Annotated in this window: 12 protein-coding genes; 3 read left to right on the top strand and 9 right to left on the bottom strand. The window is 60.0% G+C overall.

The window, feature by feature from the left end; all coding sequences use genetic code 11:
* The first annotated feature begins 60 nt into the window (after positions 1–60).
* The gene (gene bglX / locus OHL16_RS17530) at positions 61–2,325 is read left to right on the top strand and encodes a beta-glucosidase BglX (protein ID WP_263368476.1); all 2,265 of its coding nucleotides are present in this window, start codon (positions 61–63) and stop codon (positions 2,323–2,325) included.
* A gap of 53 nt (positions 2,326–2,378) precedes the next feature.
* On the opposite strand, the gene OHL16_RS17525 is transcribed toward bglX, so the two are convergent.
* Genes OHL16_RS17525 through OHL16_RS17515 form a run of 3 tightly spaced genes read right to left on the bottom strand, consistent with a single transcriptional unit; the run spans position 2,379 to position 8,313 of the window.
* Positions 2,379–3,857: an efflux transporter outer membrane subunit gene (locus tag OHL16_RS17525; protein WP_263368475.1), complete on the bottom strand. Its 1,479-nt coding sequence runs from the start codon at positions 3,855–3,857 to the stop codon at positions 2,379–2,381.
* Entirely contained in the window at positions 3,854–5,125 is a 1,272-nt protein-coding gene (locus OHL16_RS17520) for an efflux RND transporter periplasmic adaptor subunit (RefSeq protein ID WP_263368474.1), read from the bottom strand. The genes OHL16_RS17525 and OHL16_RS17520 overlap by 4 nt, the downstream gene beginning before the upstream one ends.
* The gene (locus OHL16_RS17515; RefSeq protein ID WP_263368473.1) at positions 5,122–8,313 is read right to left on the bottom strand and encodes an efflux RND transporter permease subunit; all 3,192 of its coding nucleotides are present in this window, start codon (positions 8,311–8,313) and stop codon (positions 5,122–5,124) included. The genes OHL16_RS17520 and OHL16_RS17515 overlap by 4 nt, the downstream gene beginning before the upstream one ends.
* Before the next feature lie 136 nt (positions 8,314–8,449).
* On the opposite strand from OHL16_RS17515, the gene OHL16_RS17510 reads away from it, so the two are divergent.
* Positions 8,450–9,349 (top strand): LysR family transcriptional regulator, encoded by a 900-nt coding sequence (locus OHL16_RS17510; RefSeq protein WP_263368472.1) that lies wholly within the window; start codon positions 8,450–8,452, stop codon positions 9,347–9,349.
* Positions 9,350–9,453: 104 nt separating this feature from the next.
* Positions 9,454–10,371 (top strand): DUF5996 family protein, encoded by a 918-nt coding sequence (locus OHL16_RS17505; protein WP_263368471.1) that lies wholly within the window; start codon positions 9,454–9,456, stop codon positions 10,369–10,371.
* Positions 10,372–10,453: 82 nt separating this feature from the next.
* Here OHL16_RS17505 and OHL16_RS17500 read toward each other — a convergent pair whose 3' ends face one another.
* The 6 genes from OHL16_RS17500 to OHL16_RS17475 form a co-directional block, all read right to left on the bottom strand.
* Positions 10,454–11,080 (bottom strand): DUF4126 domain-containing protein, encoded by a 627-nt coding sequence (locus OHL16_RS17500; protein ID WP_263368470.1) that lies wholly within the window; start codon positions 11,078–11,080, stop codon positions 10,454–10,456.
* Positions 11,081–11,149: 69 nt separating this feature from the next.
* Positions 11,150–12,292, bottom strand: coding sequence for a dGTP triphosphohydrolase (gene dgt, locus OHL16_RS17495; RefSeq protein WP_263368469.1), 1,143 nt, complete (start codon positions 12,290–12,292; stop codon positions 11,150–11,152).
* Between the two features lie 72 nt (positions 12,293–12,364).
* Positions 12,365–14,443 carry a tetratricopeptide repeat protein gene (locus tag OHL16_RS17490; protein ID WP_263368468.1) on the bottom strand — a complete coding sequence of 693 codons (2,079 nt, stop codon included), beginning with the start codon at positions 14,441–14,443 and terminating at the stop codon, positions 12,365–12,367.
* A 141-nt stretch (positions 14,444–14,584) separates the two neighbouring features.
* Positions 14,585–16,201 carry a bifunctional phosphoribosylaminoimidazolecarboxamide formyltransferase/IMP cyclohydrolase gene (gene purH / locus OHL16_RS17485; RefSeq protein ID WP_263368467.1) on the bottom strand — a complete coding sequence of 539 codons (1,617 nt, stop codon included), beginning with the start codon at positions 16,199–16,201 and terminating at the stop codon, positions 14,585–14,587.
* Between the two features lie 45 nt (positions 16,202–16,246).
* Entirely contained in the window at positions 16,247–17,152 is a 906-nt protein-coding gene (locus OHL16_RS17480; protein ID WP_263368516.1) for a dihydroorotate dehydrogenase, read from the bottom strand.
* Positions 17,153–17,217: 65 nt separating this feature from the next.
* A complete protein-coding gene (locus tag OHL16_RS17475; RefSeq protein WP_263368466.1) occupies positions 17,218–18,924 on the bottom strand; it encodes an alkaline phosphatase family protein in 1,707 nt (568 codons plus the stop codon).
* Positions 18,925–19,021 lie beyond the last annotated feature (97 nt).

The following is a 19,021-nucleotide window of genomic DNA, read 5'->3' as shown; positions in this document are numbered from 1 at the left end:
TACTTGACCCACTTTACATTCTCCTATCGGACCCTGTCACGCCCAATGAAACGGAAAACAATGACGTCTCGACGCCGCCCCGGATCTCTGCTTCGCAATCTCACCTTCGTTATTGCCTGCCTCTCTCCCTTCGTGCAGGCTCAGTCGCACGAAACATCCGCGCCATCCGAAGCGGCAGTGCAGCAGCGAGCCAACACGCTGCTCCACCACATGACGACCGACGAAAAAATCGGGCAACTTACCCAGCTCTTCTATCAATACTTCCCCGATACCGTGAGCTTCGAGGAGCGCATTCGCAAAGGACAGGTGGGATCCTTTCTGTTCATCACCGATCCGGTGGCCATCAACCATCTGCAGCATGTCGCCGTCGAAGAGTCGCGCATGCACATTCCGCTGCTCATCGGCTTTGACGTCATTCATGGGTTCCGCACCACATTTCCCGTACCGCTCGCGCTGGCGTCCTCGTGGGATCCGAGTCTGATCGAGCACGTCCAGACCGTGGCCGCGCACGAAGCCTCAGCAGCAGGGGTACGGTGGGCGTTTACTCCGATGGTGGATATCGCTCGCGATCCGCGCTGGGGACGCATCGTTGAGGGTGCCGGTGAGGATCCATACCTTGATGCTGCTGTAACCCGCGCACAGGTGCGAGGGCTACAGGGCCCGTACCTCGGCAGCCCCGAACACGTGTTGGCATGTGTGAAGCACTTCGCGGCGTACGGAGCAGCAGACGGCGGTCGTGACTACGACTCCTCCTACGTGTCTGAAGATCTGTTGCGCAATGTCTACTTTCCACCATTTCACGCGGCGATCGACGCCGGTGTGGGAAGCGTGATGAGCGCCTATATGGACCTCAACGACGTGCCCGCTTCCGGCAACACATTTCTACTGCAGCAGGTTCTTCGCAAAGAGTGGGGCTTCTCCGGATTCGTCGTCAGCGATGCCTTCGCTGTTCAGGACCTGACCACGCACGGCTTCGCAAGCGATCCTCAGGAAGCTACTTATCGTGCATTCTCGGCTGGCGTAAACATGGACATGGGCAGCAAAACCTATCTCGCAAACCTGGGCAACCTGATTGAAGACAAGAAGCTGTCTACTGCGCAACTGGACAATATGGTTCGGCCTGTCCTCGAAGCGAAGATTCGACTCGGCCTCTTTGAGCATCCCTATGTCGACGTAGCGCAGACCGAGGCTGTTCTGAAAGCGCCGGAGAGCCGCGCACTCGCCCGTCTCGCTGCTCAGCGAACTGCCGTACTGCTGCGCAATGAAAGCCACACCCTTCCACTCAGCAAGAGCCTGAGTTCGCTGGCTCTCATCGGTCCCCTCGCGAACGTCCAGAAGCCGCTCCAGGGGCCGTGGAGCTTCGCCGGTGAGCCCAAGGATGTTGTTACGATCCTTCAGGGTCTGCGCAACAAGCTTCCCGCGTCGACACGCATCGAGTATGCGCAGGGAACAGATCTGAAGCGTGAGTATCAGAATGATGACAACACCGGATCTGACGCTGAGATCGAGAAAGCCGTGCAAACCGCCATGCATGCCGATGCCACGGTGCTCGTCCTCGGTGAACTTGACGACATGAGCGGTGAGGCTGCCTCGCGTTCTTCACTCGATCTGGCCGGAAGGCAGCAGAGACTGCTTGAAGCGGTTGCAGCTACGGGCAAGCCTCTCGTGCTTGTTCTTGTGAACGGACGGCCTCTCAATATCTCCTGGGCCGCCGCACATGTCTCCACCATTCTCGACGTCTGGTACCCCGGCATAGAGGGTGGAAATGCCGTCGCCGATCTACTCTTTGGGGATGCAAACCCCGGTGGCAAATTGACCTTCAGTTGGCCGCGAAGCGAGGACCAGATCCCGATTTACTATGCGCATAACCTGACGCATGTGCCGGAGACCTCGAAGGACTTCGTCTCGCGCTACTGGGATGGGCCCAGTTCGCCTCTCTATCCGTTCGGATACGGACTGAACTACACCAGCTTCGCTATCTCCAACCTCAAATTGAGCCATCGGCAAGTGGGCGCCGGTGAGCGGGTGGAAGCATCGGTAGATGTCGAGAACACCGGAAGCAAAGCTGGCGACGAAGTAGTGCAGCTCTACATCCACCAACGCTCGGGGAGCGCGTCACGTCCAGTTCGCCAACTCAAGGGCTTTCGCAGAATAACGCTTGCTCCGGGCGGCAAGACAACCTTGAGCTTCGCCTTGGGCAAAGACGAACTGTCATATTGGAGCCCCTCCACGCAAGCCTGGGTGGAGGAGCCCGCGGAATTTGACGTCTGGGTTGGGGAAGACTCGACGGCATCGCTGCACGATACCTTCACCGTTCATCCGTGACACTCTGTCTAGGTCCCGTGAACGCTGTAAGATCCTTCTGAACTCCCAGGCCCTCAGGGTTGCTGCGGCAGCTGCGAAGTGTTCCAGCCTCCCCCGAGGGCCTTGATGAGCAACACACTGGCCTCGAGCCGACGACGTGTAATGTCGATATCGTTGCGCTCGTTGGCCAGCAGCGCCGTCTGCCACGTAATTACCTGCAGATAGTTATCCACCCCGCCCTCATAGCGAATATTGAAGAGGTCAAGAGTCTGTTGCGCGGAAGCCGTTGCCGCATGCTGCTGCACCGCCTCGACCTCCAGCCCATGGAGCGCATTCAGGTTGTCCTCCACTTGCTGGAACGCAGTGAGAGAGGTCTGCCGGTAAGCCGCAATCGTGGCATCGTACTCCGCGAGCGCAATATCAGAAGTTGCACGTCGCCGACCATGGTCAAACAGCGTCTGCGAGAGCGTCGGGCCAACAGCGAAGAAGCGGCTGGGCCAAGTGAACCAGTTGCTGGCTGAGGTCCCAGTAAAACCAGCCACTGCCGAGAGCGTGAAAGCGGGGTAAAACGCGGACTTAGCGATACCAATCTCCTCGTTGGCTGCGGCCATGCGGCGCTCGTCGCCCGCAATATCAGGACGCCGTTCGAGAAGCTGTGACGGAAGCGCACCTGGGACCGCAGGAAGCTCCGGAGCTGCCACCGTGACGGGCGTACGCGGCACCGTGAGCTCCGCTGGAGGCTTACCAATCAGAACGGCGATGGCATGCTCAAAGTCTGCACGCGCAATATCAACGTCGGTGGCCTGCACCTGCGCGGTCTGTAGCTGCGTGCGCGCCTGCGCAACGTCGGAAAGCGGCGAGGCTCCTCCGTTGTAGCGATCCTCCGTAAGCTGCAGAGCACTCTGGAAGGCCTTCACCGTATCATCCAGCAGCTTTCGTTGCGCATCCGCTGACCGCAGGTTGAAGTAATCGATGGCAAGCTCAGCGTGTAGCGAGAGACGTGCTGTCTCTAGGTCGGCATCGGAGGCCTGCGCCTGTTCGCGGGCCTGCGCCACCGTCCGCCGAATCCTGCCCCACAAATCGATCTCGTAGTTGAGGTCAAAGGGAAGAATAAAATTGCCTACGCCATTGTTGGCGTTAGCCTTGTTGAAGTACGGCTGGTTTTCGGAGTTGCGCACGGCCCCAATGCTTGGCGCGGTGGTGACGGTGGGAGCCTCAGATGCTTTAAAAAAGCGGATAGCGGCCCGCGACGCGCTGAAGTTCGCTTCAGCCTGCTTCAGCGTCTGGTTTGCAGGCTCAATCTGCGCCTCGAGCGCGTTGAGTTGAGGATCGTTGAACATCGTCCACCAGTCGCCCTTGAGCTGGTTATCGCTGGGCTGCGCCGCCTTCCATCCGTCTGCTGCCTTGAAGTTCTGTGGTAGAGACTCCTTGAACTCCGGCGCAAGCGGCACCGAAGGGCGCGCATATTGCGGACCAACCCGGCACCCGGCCAGCCCTATCGCCAGCGTCGCACCAACCCACACAGAGAAAAGACGCGGCGTGCTGATTCTCATGACTGGCCCTGCACTCGCTGGGTCTCCACGTGAACCTTTATCCCGCTCGTGAGCGAATCCGGCGGGTCGAGAATAATCTGATCGGACGCATTGAGACCGGACGTGATCTCCACCGAATTGCCGTAGTCATGGCCAATGGTGACAGGCGTCAGCTGCACTCGATCGCCATGCACGACACCCACACGCAGCCCTTCGGCGCGGAAGAGAAGTGTGTTCGACGGAATCGTAACGGTATGTGCACCCGAAGGCAGATGGAAGTGCACGAAAACATATGCGCCCGGAAGCAACGTACCCTTCGTATTGTCGATGTCAACCTCAACGTTCAGCGTGCGCGTCGCGCGGTCGATCGCTTTGGCGTTCCGCACGATGGTGCCGGGAGCCTTTTCAACTGGATTGGAGTCCTGCGTCAGCGTGGCGCTGTCTCCATCGCGAATCGAATCCGCATAGACCTCTGGGACAGCGACGTAGACGCGCAACTTGCCGACCGACGCAAGATGGAAGAGCTCCCGCGGATTGCTCGTTCCTGAGCCGGCATCGATCAGATCGCCGATGTCGGTATTGCGAGCCGTAATCACACCGTCGAAGGGAGCGACGATGCGCTCGTAGCTCTGAAGCTGCACAAGCCTCCCAACATTTGCCTTGCTTGCGCCCACCGCAGCCTGCGCCGCAATGTAGTTGCTGCGCGCCTGGTCAGCCTCCTGCTGGGAAACAGCGTGCTTGGACAGAAGGCTCTGCCAGCGATTGCTCGTCACGCCAGCCAGTTCCATATTGGCCTGCATCCGCTCCAGCTCAGCCCTGGACTGCTGCAGTTGCTGATCGACCTCCGGGGTCTCGATCTCTGCAAGCAACTGTCCCTTGCGAACGTGCGCCCCAATGTCGAAGTACCACTTCTTCAGATAGCCATTCGTACGCGAGTAAATAGGCGTCTCGATAAACGCCTGCACGTTGCCGGGAAGAACAAGATCCTGCGCCGAAGACCCCAATGTCGGAGATACGACATGCACAGAAAGAATCGCCGCCTCGCCAGTCGCACGAGCCAGTTGTTTTTCGCTCGACGAGCGAATGTGCAAACCATAACCAATGGCGAAGAGAAGAACCAGCGCGAGGAGGATGCCGAACGTCCGGCCGCCGCCCCTCGGCTCGATAGGAGCCGCGTGATGGCCTGCATCGGCATGCGCCGGCACAACGTCGGTCTGCGTGTCGTCTGCCACTTGTTCCTGGGTCGTCATGTCCCTCTCCGGATCACGAATTTTGCTGTTGGAGCTCATACGCGCTCCTCCATGAGGCGCTTCTGCTGACGCCCACGCTCCGCCTTCTCACGGCCATGAATCAGCGCGAAGACGCAAGGCACGAAGATCAGTGTCGCGACCGTCGCACAAAGAAGGCCGCCGATGACAGCGCGCCCCAGCGGTGCATTCTGCTCGCCGCCATCGCCCATTCCAAGCGCCATCGGCACCATGCCGATAATCATCGCGAACGCCGTCATGAGAACTGGGCGGAAGCGCGTCGTGCCTGCTTCTACCGCTGCCCGCAGCGCAACGCCATGTTCTTCGAGTCTCGTCTTGGCAAACGAGACGACAAGAATGCTGTTCGCCGTGGCAACGCCCATGCACATGATAGCCCCCATCAATGCAGGAACGCTCAGGGTCGTGTGAGTCAGGAAGAGAAACAGCACGATGCCTGCGAGAGCAGCCGGCAGGGCCGTAATGATGATGAACGGATCAACCCAGCTCTGGAAGTTGACGACGATAAGAAGGTAGACAAGCACGATCGAGAAGAACAGACCTCCAAGCAGTCCAACATAGGAAGTGCGCATCGTCTCAACCTGACCTTTAAGCGTGATGAACGTGCCGCGCGGCAGGGACTTGCGATCGTTGTTGAGTATCTTATCGATCTGCCGGCTCACTGCGCCGAGGTCACGCCCCTGAACGTTGCCGTAGACGTCCACAACGCGCCGGATGTTGTAGTGGTTCACAACCGCCATCTCATGTCCTCGCTCAGCTTTCGCAAGGTCGCTAAGAATCTCAGGCATCGTTGCGCTGGCTGGGGGTGCTCCGCTCGTCGTGCGATTAATCGGAATGTTCCCCAGGTCCTGCATCGTATCCATCTTGTACTGCGGCGTCTGCGCGACCAAGTTGTAGTTCACCATATTCTTCCAGTTGAGAAAGAACATAGGCGTCACTTGGCCGCTTCCGCTCAACGTATTGAGAATGCTCGTTGCCACATCGCGCTCGCTGTACCCTCCCTGGGCCGCCTTGGTTCTGTCGACCGCGAGTTGCAGCGTGGGATAGTCGAACGGTTGCTGAATACGAAGGTCCGTTAGACCGGGAACCTCTCGCAGTTGCGCCAGAATCTTATCCGCCTGCGTCTTGCTCGCACCGATATCGTTGCCCTCAATCTGGACGTCAATCGGAGCTGGGAGGCCGAAGTTCAGAATCTGTGTTGTGATGTCGGCAGGCAGCATATAGAACGTAGCCTCGGGGAAAAGACGCGGCAGATTCGCGCGCAATGCCCTGACATACTTCGCCGTAGGATGATGACCTTCCTTGAGCGTAACGAAGATATCTCCGTCGGCGGCCCCGATCGTCCCATTCGTAAGGTGCTGCGTGTTAATGACACTGTAGGGCATGCCGATGTTGTCGAGAATGTTGTCGATCTCAGATGGCGGGATCTCTCTGCGGATATCGGCTTCGACCAGGTCGAAGAGACGTGCAGTCTCTTCAATGCGCAGTCCCGTTGTTCCACGCACGTGAAGAATGAACTGTCCGCTGTCCGTATCGGGAAAGAAGTTCTCGCCCAGAAAAGGCAACAAGGTAAAGGTCAGCACGCAGATACCAAGAAACCCCGGAACAAAGATGAGTCGCGCATCCACAACCCTCTTCAGAATGCCGTGATAGCCGCTGCGGACTTGCTCAAACCGACGCTCGAAGCCACGCTGGAACCGCGCGAAGAACCCATTGCCGCCCTTTCCATGGCCGTGCTCACGCAGCAGATACATCGCCAGCGTCGGAACCAGCGTGCGGCTAAGAATGTAGCTGGCGAGCATCGCGAAGACCACCGCCTCTGCGAGCGGCACAAACAGATAACGTGCAACTCCGCCCAGGAAGAACATCGGCAGAAAGACGATGCAGATACAGAGTGTGGAAACCAGCGCCGGAACCGAGATCTGCGCCGCTCCTTCCAGAATGGCCTCGCGCAGAGGGTAGTGGTCCTCCAGAAACCGCTCGATGTTTTCGATCGTTACCGTGGCATCATCCACCAGAATACCGACCGCGAGCGCCAATCCCCCCAGCGTCATCGTATTAATGGTCTCGCCCGTCAGGCTGAGAACGATGACAGAGGTGAGAATCGACAGAGGAATCGAGACCGCGATAATCAATGTCGATCGCCAACTCCCCAGGAAGACCAGAATCATGATCGCCGTAAGCGCTGCCGCGATGATCGCCTCGCGAATCACACCCTTAATCGCGCCTCGCACAAAGACGCTCTGGTCGGAAAGCGGCGTCATCTTCAGCTCTGGAGGCAACGTCGTGGCGACGCGAGGAAGTAGTGCCCGCACGCCCTTGACGACATCGAGCGTCGAAGCGTTTCCACCCTTCACAATGGAGATCAACACGCCACGACGGCCATCCTGGCGCACCACATTCGTCTGCACCTGAAAGCCGTCGCTAACGCTGGCAACATCGCGCAGATAGATCGTCGTTCCGTTCACCTGCTTCAGCGGAATGTTGGCGAGTCCTTCGACCGTACGCGGCGTTCCGTTGGTGCGAACGTCATACTCTGACTGCCCTATCTTGATGGTGCCCGACGGCAGCACAACGTTCTGTTGCGCAACTGCGTTCAACAGATCGCCGGGAGCAATTCCCTTCGACTGCATCGCGGCCTGGTCCATGCTGATGAGGATCTCTCGCTGCTTGCCTCCATAAGGCAGCGGAACGATCGCTCCCGGAACCGTGATCAGTTGCGGGCGGATAAAGTTTGCGGAGTAGTCGTTCAACTGCGACTCTGACAGGCCAGGCCCCGAAACGCCCAGCTGCAGAATCGGCACGCTGGAAGCCGAGAAATTGATGATCTGCGGCGGCAGGATTCCCGGAGGCAACTGGCGCAGAATACTCTGCGACGCAGCCGTCACCTGCGCGTTGGCTGTGTCGAGCGACGCCCCCGGCTGCAGGTAGATCTTCACGTTCACTGCGCCGTTGTACGTCGTAGACTCGATGTGTTGGATGTTGTCGACGAGCGTCGTCAGCCCCTTCTCGTACGGCGATGTGAGACGCCCCTCAAGCTCCTCGGGATTGAGGCCCGTATACGTCCAGCCGACTGAGATTACAGGAATATTAATATTCGGGAAGATGTCCGTCGGCGTACGCAGAATCACCACCGGCGCGGCAATCAGAATGAGCAGAGCCAGGACGATGAACGTGTAAGGCCGATTGAGAGCTACCTTTACGATCCACATCGCCCGTATACCTCACTTTCTGAAATTCTTTCAGAGCTTTCCTGTATGTCCTGTATGTATAGACTAGCTCCAAGCCGCCATGTCTCGCAGTTCTTTCCGTGCCCTCCCATCGGAAAAACCGATTACCCTTGGAAGCATGGAGCTTAGACACCTTCGCTACCTGGTCGCAGTAGCCGAGCAAGGAAGTTTCAGCGGAGCCGCACGCACCCTACACGTCGCTCAATCTGCGATCAGCGAACAACTCACTGATCTTGAACGCGAAATCGGAGTGCGCCTGTTCGTCCGCTCTCCCAGACGGACGTCGCTGACGAGGCCAGGTGAGCTTTTCCTCGAGGAGGCGCGACGAATCCTGGAACGCGCTGACCGCGCCATCGAGGCCGTCCAGCGGGCACATCGCGGCGAACTAGGCACCTTGCGCGTCGGGTTCTTTTCCGGAGGCGTCGGCGTCAATTTCCCCAAACTCATCCGCGAATTTCGGAGACTGCATCCGGGCGTTCAACTCTCACTTGTCGAGATGACCTCAACACAGCAGTGGCCGGCGCTTGTCGAAGGCAGGATTGACATCGGCTTCACTCGCCGCGTCGAACCTGAATTCAGCACAAGACTACGATCGGAGGTCATCCAACAAAACCCTATCGTCGCGATCCTGCCAAGGAGCCACCCCGCAGCGCCAGGTCCCGTGGACCTCAGAGATCTGGCCCACGAGCCCTTTGTCCTGTCCTCTCGCGAAACCTCTCCTGCAGTCTTCGACAAAGTCATCGAGCTCTGCTCTGAGGCCGGATTTTCGCCACACATCGCCAGTATCTCCACCGTCTGGGTGAGCGTCGTCCTCATGGTGCAGGCCGGTGAGGGCATTTCGCTGCTGCCTCTAAACCAGCAGCAGTTCCGGACGCGCGACCTCGCCTTCTGCCCACTCAAGGCAAAAAATGCCTTCGTCGAGTTTGTCATGGCATGGTCGCCGCAACACGACAGCAATCTGATCCGCAACTTTCGCCGCCTCGCCAGATTGCACGCAACCGGAGACGCCCGTCCTTGAAGCTCTCAGGTCGACGCCTCGTAGAAACTCCGCATCGTCCTGATGCGTCGGCCACACATTTGATGTAAATTCTCTGCTGCACTTCCGCGCGCATAGAGGCTTGCATGAAAACAACCAAACCGGCCCAGCACATCTGGCCCGAGCTGAACTGGAACGCATGGAAAGACACAGCGGCGACCCTGCACATGTGGACGCAGATCGTCGGCAAGACGCGCCTTGCGCTCACTCCGCCGCTCAATCACTGGTGGAACGTGCCTCTCTACCTCAGCGCCCGCGGGCTCACGACCTCTGCAATGCCTTACGGCACCGAGTTCCTCGAGATCGAGTTCGACTTCGTCAGCCACGATCTACGATTCCGCATCAGCTCCGGATCGATTCTCTCCGTGCCGCTCCGTGCGCAGTCTGTCGCCGACTTCTATGCAGAATACCAGCGCTGTCTCGCCGCGCTTGGCGTCACCGTCGCCATCAACCCTGTCCCTGTCGAGGTCGCCGAGGCAATCCCCTTCCCTCAGGACGAGGTTCATCACACATACGATCCCGAGTACGCGCATCGCTTCTGGCGCGTACTCTGTTCGGCAGAGTGCCTCTTCGCCGACTTCAGCTCCGGCTTTCTCGGCAAGCAAAGCCCCGTGCACTTTTTCTGGGGAAGCTTCGACCTCGCTGTAACGCGCTTCTCCGGCAGACCTGCTCCTCCGCGCGACGGAGCCGACCGCATCACTCGCGAAGCCTACTCGCACGAGGTCATCAGCGCAGGCTTCTGGCCTGGCAATGGAGGCTACGGTGCACCTGCCTTCTACTGTTACGCCGCTCCAGCGCCAGCCGGACTCGACCGCGCATCCATTCGTCCCACCGCCGCCCACTACGACCCGAAACTCGGTGAATTCCTCTTGAAGTACGACGACGTCCGCTCCGCAGCCTCGCCCGATGACGCCGTACATCAGTTCCTACAAAGCACCTACGACGCCGGAGCAACATTGGCGAAGTGGGATCGCGCAGCACTGGAGCGGCACTCCGCCACGTAGCGATCTTCTTCCGATGATTTCTCACATCCCGCTGTCATCCCGACCGGAGCGAAGCAGAGTGGAGGTATCCGCTTTTCATCCTTCACCAGGAAGATGTCTTAGTCGCCGGCTCTTCAATATCCGGCCGAAAGATTCGCCGCAGCTGCTTCTGGATCGCCCGCAGCAACGCCCGGGCTGCAAGAATCGCCACCAGCAACAGAATCACAGTCATCGTCGCGGCAACATAGGGGTGATGCGTCGCAAACCACGTCAGTCCCACTGCCAGCGCATCCTCGCTTGTGCTCAGCGCAATGTTCGACACCGGCTCGGGGCTCGGAGTCACTGCTGCCCGCACCGCTGTCTTCGACGTATGCGCCGCCAGCGCAATGCCCGCTCCCAGCATCGTCGCCAGAATCTGCATCTCCGGCGAGAGCTGCGAGCTCGCATGGTATGCGACCAGTCCCGCGATCGGCACGCGCACCACTGTATGCAGGCCGTTCCAGATCATGTCGAAGCCCGGAATCTTGTCCGCGAAGAACTCGATGGCGAACATAATCGCGCAGGCTACGATCACCCATGTGTGCCCCAGCGAATCCAGCCCCGGCGGCAACGCGACCCAGTGCGTGCGCGCCAGAATCCCCAGCGTCAGCACAGTCGCATAGATATTCAGCCCGCCGGCAAAGCTGGCCGCGATGATCAGCGCAGTAATGTTGCCCGGAGAAAAGCTCATAGTGGAGGGAATTCTACATCCGCCGTCCAACCTCTCGGCGCAAAGTCCTGCCGGCTGAGAGCTAAGCCCTTATCGACGCACAGCCCGCTTGATCCGCGCGTACTGCAGCAGGATGAAGCTGTCCGTCATGCCGGCGATGTAATCGGCCACCACGCGAGCCAGTCCCTCCTGCTTCACCTCTTCGAAGTAGCTCTGCGGCAGTTCCTCCGGCTCCTGAATCCAGTAGTCGAACAGCGCCGTCACGACCTCCTCGGCCTTATAGTGCTCATTCTCCAGCGTCCCGCAGGTGTAGAGCGTGTCATACAGGTAGCGCTTCTCCTGTAGCCTCTCCGCCTCTGCCTCAGGCGAGAACAGCGCCAGCCGCGATTGATGCCGCCGGATGTCCTCGAGCGACTCTGCCCCAATCGCCTGCACATTTGCGAGCGTGCTCGCAATCAGGTCGTCGGTCAGAGTGTTCTGCATCTTCTGCAGCGCCTCGTGAAACAGATACTTCTCCTCAACGCCAGGGTGTTCCTTCTCCACCGCGCTGTAGCAGCGTGCCACCACGTTCACGTTCTCACGGATATGTCCGATCTCCAGCAGCCCCGACTCCACCCCGTCGTCCAGGTCAGCGGTCAGATATGCAATCTCGTCCGCCAGATCGATAAGCTGTGCCTCAAGCGGCGGCCGCTGATCCAGAAAGTAGCCCTCAAGCTCCGGATGCCGCGCAACGTCGTAGTCGCGCGAGTGCTTGATGATCCCTTCGCGAACGCCAAGCGTAAGGTTTAGCCCGCGATGCGCCGCATACCGCTGTTCAAAGTGCTCCACAATGCGCAGCGCGTGCAGATTATGGTCGAAGCTGCTGCCGTGGCGGCGCAGGCAGCGGTCCAGCGCCCGCTCCCCCGCATGGCCAAAGGGCGGATGCCCGATGTCATGGACCAGAGCCAGAGCCTCCGCCAGGTCTTCATTCAGGCCCAGCGCCGCGGCGGCCACCCGAGCGATCTCCGCAACCTCGATCGTGTGCGTCAGGCGGCTGCGAAAGTGGTCCGAGGCCCGGCTCGTGAACACCTGCGTCTTGCCTGCGAGCCGGCGAAACGCGCGCGACTGCACGATCCTCTCGCGGTCACGCTGAAACGGCGTGCGCGAGGGCCGGCGCGGCGCCGGGTAAACGCGCACCTCCAGCGGATCGTTCGCGCCGCCGTCAACGGCGCATCGATGCAGATCGTTAGCCATACTCAGTCTTGAGTGTATCGGAAGTGTCCGGGCACACTGCGATACAATGCAACGCGCAGCGCCGAACAGGAGTTATTTGATAGCAGCCGAGCTCACCTTCGCCAGCTTCACCCGTGCGTTCTCCAGTTTGCGCTGGACCTTCGCGACATCGTCAGGATCAGCGTCCGCCGGTAGCGAACGAGAGTACTCGGTCATCGATCGCTCCCACTGCGCCACCGCCAACTTCAGCTTGCCGGTCTTCTCGTAGACCTCGCCCAGGTGGTCGTGAATCGTAGGATCGCCGCTGTTGCGCTCATTCGCCTTGCGGATGTTCTCCTCGGCCAGTGCGTACTGCCCCGTCTTGAAGTACACCCACCCCAGCGAGTCGAGATACGCATAGTTCTGCGGGTCAAGCTCCACGGCCTTCTGAATGAACGTAAGCGCCTCTGTGAGCTTTACCCCGCGGTCCGCGAACATGTATCCCATATAGTTCAGGATCGTCGGATTCTGCGGATCGATGGCCAGCGCCTTGCGAAACTCCGCCTCAGCCTCGTCATATTGCTTCTGTCGATCAGCCAGTGTGCCGCGCAGGAAGTAGAGGTAGAGCTTCTCCTCCGATTTCCTCGAAAGCTTCTCCGCAGAGTCGAGCTCCGCCTTCGCCTCGCTGTAGCGCTTCAGGCGCGTATAAATCTGCGCCAGCGACAGATGCACCTCGCGATCGTCCTGCGTTCCCGTCAGCTGGGCCTTGGCAAGAGCGACTCCCTTCTCTGCCTCGCCCGTGTCCGCAAGCTGTCCCGCATACGCCAGTTGCACCGTGCGGTCCTTCGGCATCGCCGTGGCGGCCGCAGCGGCAGCGGCCGTCGCATCCTTCCACTGATGAGCATCGCGGTACGCATCGATCTCGCCCTGGTAGCCGGTCCTTGCGTTTTCACCGCCCATATCGACCATCTGCTTGTATGCGTTGATCGCATCCTGCGTCTTGTTCTGTTCGCGGTAGATGATGCCCAGCCGGTCGAGGAAGATCGAGCGGTTCGACTTCTCCTGGTCCGTGTACTTGCCATCCGCGTGTGCCGTTCCATCCAGCATCTTGTTCAGCAGCGCGATCGCGTCGTCGTAGCGGCCCAGAGCGTCATAAAGCAACGCCTCGTTATAGCTCAGTTCCAGCGAATCCGGAGCCAGCGGTTTAGCCTTCTTCAACGTCTCCAGCGCCTGGTCGTAGTGCCCCTGCCGCCGCTGAATCTCTGACAGATGAATCTGCGACTGCGCGTCCTGCGGCTCCGCCGTCACAATGTCGGTAAAGATCTTCTGCGCCTCGTCCAGCTGTCCATCCGTCAACAGGGCATTCGCCAGCCCGCGCTCCGCGTCGAGATTATCGGAGTCCTGTTCCAGAGCGCGCCGGTACGCTGCAATCGCGTCCTTCGGCTGCTTCAGTTGGTCGTACGCCGAGCCCAGCGCAAACTCCATCCTTGCGCTGCGGTCATCGACAGGGATCGCCGCCAGCACATCCGCGGCCCTCTTGAAGTCGCCCTGTTCGCTGTACAGCCGGTACATATTCAGGACAACTTCCTCTGAGCCGCCATCGATCTTTTGCGCTGTTTTGAACTGCTCTTCCGCCTTTACCGACTCGTGGTTCAGGCTGTACAGCTGTCCCAGCAGAAGGTGCGTCTCGATGTCATTCGGCTTCAATTGCGCGAGCTTCTCATACTCGCGAATCGCGAGCTGCAGCATCTGTCCCGCCTGCTGGCTCTGCATGTCGCCCAGCGACCTCAGATAGACCTTGCCCAGCAGCTCATGCGCCGCCACGTCGTTCGGGTCCTTGTTGACTCGCTCCTGCGCCGCGCTGACCGCCTCGCGAATGCGCCCGATCTTGAAGTAAAGATCGGCGAGCCCATCCTGCAGCGTCGTCGAATTCGGATCGGCGACCAGTGCCAGCTTGTACTCCTCCACCGCCTGTGTCGCATAGTCCGGCCGCCCGGCGTTTACCGCCAGGTCCTCATAGAGATGAGCCAGCCCATAGTGATAGTAGGCTGCCGAGCGATCAGGATCCGCCTGCTTACCCGACTTCGTGGCCACCGGGGCCTGGCCCGCCATCGTTTGGACAGCAAGCAGCATCGCCGCAGCAGGTAGCAGAGTGTAGAACCGGACTGTAGAGGCACGCAAAAACAAGGTCATAGATTGTAAGTTCCTGTGCCGCCGGAATAAACGCTCCAGAGAAGACACTGGGATTAGACGTGTGACGCCTGCCAATTGGATGCAGCAGGCGGCACAACAGGCCCAGTTGCCGGCATGGGCGTGATTATATTCTCCCTGTCTCTATCCGTGCCGGAAATGACGCGCTCCCGTAAAGACCATCGCCACACCCAACCGGTTCGCCGCCTCGATCACCTCGGCGTCCCTCACCGACCCGCCCGGCTGAATCACCGCCGTAGCTCCAGCCTTTGCCACAGTTTCCAGCCCATCGGGGAATGGAAAAAACGCGTCCGAAGCCGCCACCGAACCTGCCAGCGGAAGCACGGCCTTCATCGCGCCGAAGCGCGCCGCGTCCACCCGGCTCATCTGCCCGGCGCCCACTCCAACAGTCTGGCCATGTCCCTCAGCAAACCGCGCGTACACGATCGCATTCGACTTTACGTGCTTGCACACACGCCACGCGAACAGCAGAGCGCGCATCTCTTCTGCCGTCGGCTTGCGCTCCGTCACAGCCTTCAGCTCCGCCTCGGTCACCTTCAGACGATCAGCATCCTGCACCAGAACCCCGCCCGAGACCTGCTTCAACACCCTCTTCGTCTCCGCTGGCGTAATCCGGATCAGCCGCAGATTCTTCTTCGCCGCAAACCGCTCCAGCGCCTCCTTCGTAAAGCTCGGAGCAACAATCGCTTCGACGAACAACTTGGCAATCTCCTCCGCCGCCGCGCCATCCACCTCACGGTTGACGCCGATCACCCCGCCAAACGCCGAAACCGGATCAGCCTCAAGCGCCCGCTTGTACGCCTCCAGCACCGTCGCGCCCGTCGCCGCGCCGCACGGGTTCGTGTGCTTAATAATCACGACCGCCGTCTCATCGAACTCACTCGCCAGCTCCCAGCAGGCGTCCAGGTCGACAAGGTTGTTGTAGCTCAGCTCCTTGCCCTGCAACTGCTCGCCCGCCGCAATCCCCTTGCCGCTGCCATCGACATACAACGCGGCCTTCTGGTGCGGGTTCTCCCCATACCGCAGCGTCATCTCCAGCGGATCGATCACTCGCAGCGTCTGCGGCAGCGCATCCGTCTTGAAGACCGCCTTGCCCTCGGGGGCCTCAATGCTCTCCAGCGCCGTCGCAATCGCCGCATCATAAGCAGCGGTCGTCGCAAAGGCCTGCTTCGCCAGCTGCCACCGCGTCGCACGGCTCAGGTTGCCGTTGTTCGCCTTCAACTCCTCGGCCAGCCCTGCATAGTCCTTCGTCGAGGTCACAATCGCGACGTCGCCAAAGTTCTTTGCCGCCGACCGCACCATCGACGGCCCGCCGATGTCGATGTTCTCAATCACCTCGGCAAACGCGACTCCCGGCTTCTCCGCCGTCTTCTCAAAGGCGTACAGGTTCACCACCACCATGTCGATCGGCTCAATCCCATGCTTGGCCACCGCTGCCTCATGCTCGTCATTACCGCGAATATGCAGAATCCCGCCATGCACCTTCGGGTGCAACGTCTTCACGCGTCCATCCAGCATCTCCGGAAACCCAGTCAGGTCGCTGATATCGCGCACGGCAAGACCGGCATCGCGCAGCGCTTTGGCCGTGCCGCCAGTCGAAACCAGCTCAACCCCATGCGAGGCCAACGCCTTGGCAAACTCAACCAAACCGGTTTTATCGGTAACGGAAAGAAGTGCGCGGCGAACGGGACGAAGGTCAACGGAGACGGCAGAGGAGGGAGCAGAACTGGACTGAATCATCACCCTCTATTTTATGCCCCGCAGCCGCCCTTCGCCGAACGCCCCTCACATCAACGCCGAGCCGGTAAGCGATCTCACCTCGCCCAGCCCATGGCTCGCGCACCACTTCTTCAAGCCGTTCGCGATGTTTTCAACAGCCCTCGGATCGGCATAACTCGCCGTCCCCACCTGCACGGCCGTCGCACCCGCCATCATGAACTCCACCGCGTCCTCGGCCCGCACGATCCCGCCCATCCCTACCACCGGAATCCGCACCGACTTCGACGTCTCATGCACCATCCTCACCGCAATCGGCTTGATCGCCGGTCCCGAAAGCCCAGCCGTCACGTTCGCAATCCGCGGCTTCCCCGTCTCAATATCGATCGAGAGCGCCAGAAACGTATTCACCAGTGACACGGCATCGGCCCCCGCATCCTCCGCTACCCGCGCCATGTACCCGATGTTGGTCACATTCGGCGACAGCTTCACCATCAGCGGCCTCCGCGAAACTCCCTTGCAGAACGAAACCAGCTCATACAGCAACGACGGGTCCGTCCCGAAGACCATTCCCCCATGGCTCGTATTCGGACAGCTCGCATTCAGCTCGTACATCGCGATTCCTGGCGCATCGTTCAGCACCCGGATCACCTCCACGCACTCCTCGACCGTAAATCCGAAGACGTTGGCAAATACCACTGCGCCCCGGATCGCGAGCGCCTTCGGCAGCTTCTCTTCCACAAACGCTCGCACGCCCATATTCTGCAGCCCGATCGCGTTCATCATCCCCGCTGCCGTCTCAATAATCCGCGGCGACGGGTTCCCCGCCATCGGCTCCAGCGAGAGCCCCTTGGTCACAAACGCGCCGATCTTCTCCAGCGAGACGATCTCCTCGAACTCCACCCCATAGCCGAAGGTCCCGCTCGCCGCAATCACCGGCGACTGCAGTTCCACGCCCGCGATGTTCACGCGCATGTCCGGCCCTTTGCTCACGCCACCACTTCCTTTTTTCTCATTCCTTCCAGTGTAGCGGTTCGAGCTTACTTACCTGCCTCAACGGGGCGCAGCGCCTCCGTCAGCACATGGCCCACGTTGGCCGAAGGCGCATTGACCCCCAGAATCGAGGCAAACGTCGCGGCGATGTCCACCGGAGCCACCCGCTCGCGATAGAACCCCGGCGCAAACTCCGCGCCGAAGAACGCCAGCGGAACATGACGGTCATAGCTCCACGGCGAGAAGTGCGTCGTCTGGCTCCCGTTCATATACTCCATCTGATACGCCGTCGGCACCGCCATCACATACCATCCCCCGTGGTCAGAATAGCTATGCTCGATCAGCCCACCAAACTCCGTACGAGGAATCTTCCCTGCGGCCAGGTCCACCCGCGACCGCACAAACGCAAATGCCGGATCGGCAGCCACCCGGCTCTCCTCATACCTCCGAGTGGCTTCCAGAGTGTCGTTGTTGTTCGGCGGCAGCGTCGGAGCACCCAGCTTGCGAACTGCCACCGGAATTGCCGCCGCCACTGCCTGCTCCGCATCCTTCTCCGAAACCGTTCCGAACGCCCTCGGATCGAGCGCTAGATACGGCAGCTCCTGCATCGGCAAAAAGTAAGGCACACTCTTACCCGGCGAAAACTTCGCATTCAGCTCTTCGTTGATCGCAGCCGTCAGGTTCTCCAGGTCGATCCTCGCCGAAGCCACGCCCAGCCGCGCCGACTCCGCCGGAATCGGAGCCACGCCATGGTCCGCCGTCAGCGCGATCATTACATTCTCCAGGCCAATCTTCTTATCCAGATAGCCGAAGAAGCTGTCCAGATCGCGGTCCAGCCCAATCACCATCTCCTTCTCAGCGTCCGAGTCCGGCCCCATCTGGTGCCCCATGATGTCGTTCGCCGAAAGGCTGACCGTCAGCACATCCGTCACCCCGTGCTGTCCCATCTGCTCGTTGTCGATCAGCGTCTTGGCAAAGTCCAGCTCATAGCTGTTCGCCGCCGGAGTCCGCCCTACCATCGCGAAAAACTGTGTCGTCTCCTCAAGCCCGGCTTCCTTGACAGCCTGCGCCTGCCTCGGCCCCTTGTTGAACTTCGTCACCCAATCCGGAAGCTTCGACATGTAATACGTCGACGTCACAAACCGTCCCGTCGCATTGTCGATCCAGAACGCCGCATTCGCCGTCTGCCCCGCTGGCAGAATCGCCGCACGGTCCTTGAGCGAGATCCCATACACCTTTGCCTCGCCATGCGTCGCCAGCCGGACCTCATCGCCCAGCGTCGTCGCCCGCAGATTCAGCGGCGAAGCCCCGATCCTTGCGTCCGTCGGCTTCGGAGCCGGCGGCGGCAGCAGCGCAGGCAGGTCGTCAAACGTCCCCACGATGCGATACCGCTCATCCTCCACCGAGCTGATCGGCCGGTCCGTATTGCGGCTCAGGTCCCACCACTCATTCGACCCGATCCCATGGCCATCCGTATATGCGCCCGTGCCAATTGTCGCGTGCCCCGGTGCCGTCTTCGTATTCGCGTAGTCGTAATAGCACGAACCGAAGTACGCCCCCCGCTTCAGGAACAGGTTGAACCCATTCGCAGCCTTCAGGTCATCGCGGTAGCGCTCCAGGTAATCTCCGCGAAACTGATCAATCACCAGAATGATCACAAGTTTCGGTTTCGCGTGGTACTCATCGGCGTGAGCGGCAGGAACAGCGGGCACCAGAAGCACCATCAGCAGAAGAAGGGCGATATACTTTCGCATCTTTGGAGAATAAACAAAATCCTATCCGGCAATGCAAAAGGACAGCAAAATCAACGCCGCGAGGACACCTTTTCGAGGTGTCATTCTGAACGCTTCC

The sequence above is a fragment of the Edaphobacter bradus genome (assembly GCF_025685645.1).
In the GTDB taxonomy this organism is placed as follows: Bacteria; Acidobacteriota; Terriglobia; order Terriglobales; family Acidobacteriaceae; genus Edaphobacter; species Edaphobacter bradus.
This window is presented reverse-complemented; position numbering and strand designations above follow the sequence as displayed.

Coding starts and splice junctions, on each gene's coding strand:
- OHL16_RS17510 (WP_263368472.1), top strand. CDS start 8,450: ATGGAGCTTAGACACCTTCGCTACCTGGTCGCAGTAGCCGAGCAAGGA.
- OHL16_RS17525 (WP_263368475.1), bottom strand. CDS start 3,857: ATGAGAATCAGCACGCCGCGTCTTTTCTCTGTGTGGGTTGGTGCGACG.
- purH (WP_263368467.1), bottom strand. CDS start 16,201: ATGATTCAGTCCAGTTCTGCTCCCTCCTCTGCCGTCTCCGTTGACCTT.
- OHL16_RS17505 (WP_263368471.1), top strand. CDS start 9,454: ATGAAAACAACCAAACCGGCCCAGCACATCTGGCCCGAGCTGAACTGG.
- bglX (WP_263368476.1), top strand. CDS start 61: ATGACGTCTCGACGCCGCCCCGGATCTCTGCTTCGCAATCTCACCTTC.
- OHL16_RS17520 (WP_263368474.1), bottom strand. CDS start 5,125: ATGAGCTCCAACAGCAAAATTCGTGATCCGGAGAGGGACATGACGACC.
- dgt (WP_263368469.1), bottom strand. CDS start 12,292: ATGGCTAACGATCTGCATCGATGCGCCGTTGACGGCGGCGCGAACGAT.
- OHL16_RS17515 (WP_263368473.1), bottom strand. CDS start 8,313: ATGTGGATCGTAAAGGTAGCTCTCAATCGGCCTTACACGTTCATCGTC.
- OHL16_RS17500 (WP_263368470.1), bottom strand. CDS start 11,080: ATGAGCTTTTCTCCGGGCAACATTACTGCGCTGATCATCGCGGCCAGC.
- OHL16_RS17490 (WP_263368468.1), bottom strand. CDS start 14,443: ATGACCTTGTTTTTGCGTGCCTCTACAGTCCGGTTCTACACTCTGCTA.
- OHL16_RS17475 (WP_263368466.1), bottom strand. CDS start 18,924: ATGCGAAAGTATATCGCCCTTCTTCTGCTGATGGTGCTTCTGGTGCCC.
- OHL16_RS17480 (WP_263368516.1), bottom strand. CDS start 17,152: ATGCGCGTGAACATCGCGGGCGTGGAACTGCAGTCGCCGGTGATTGCG.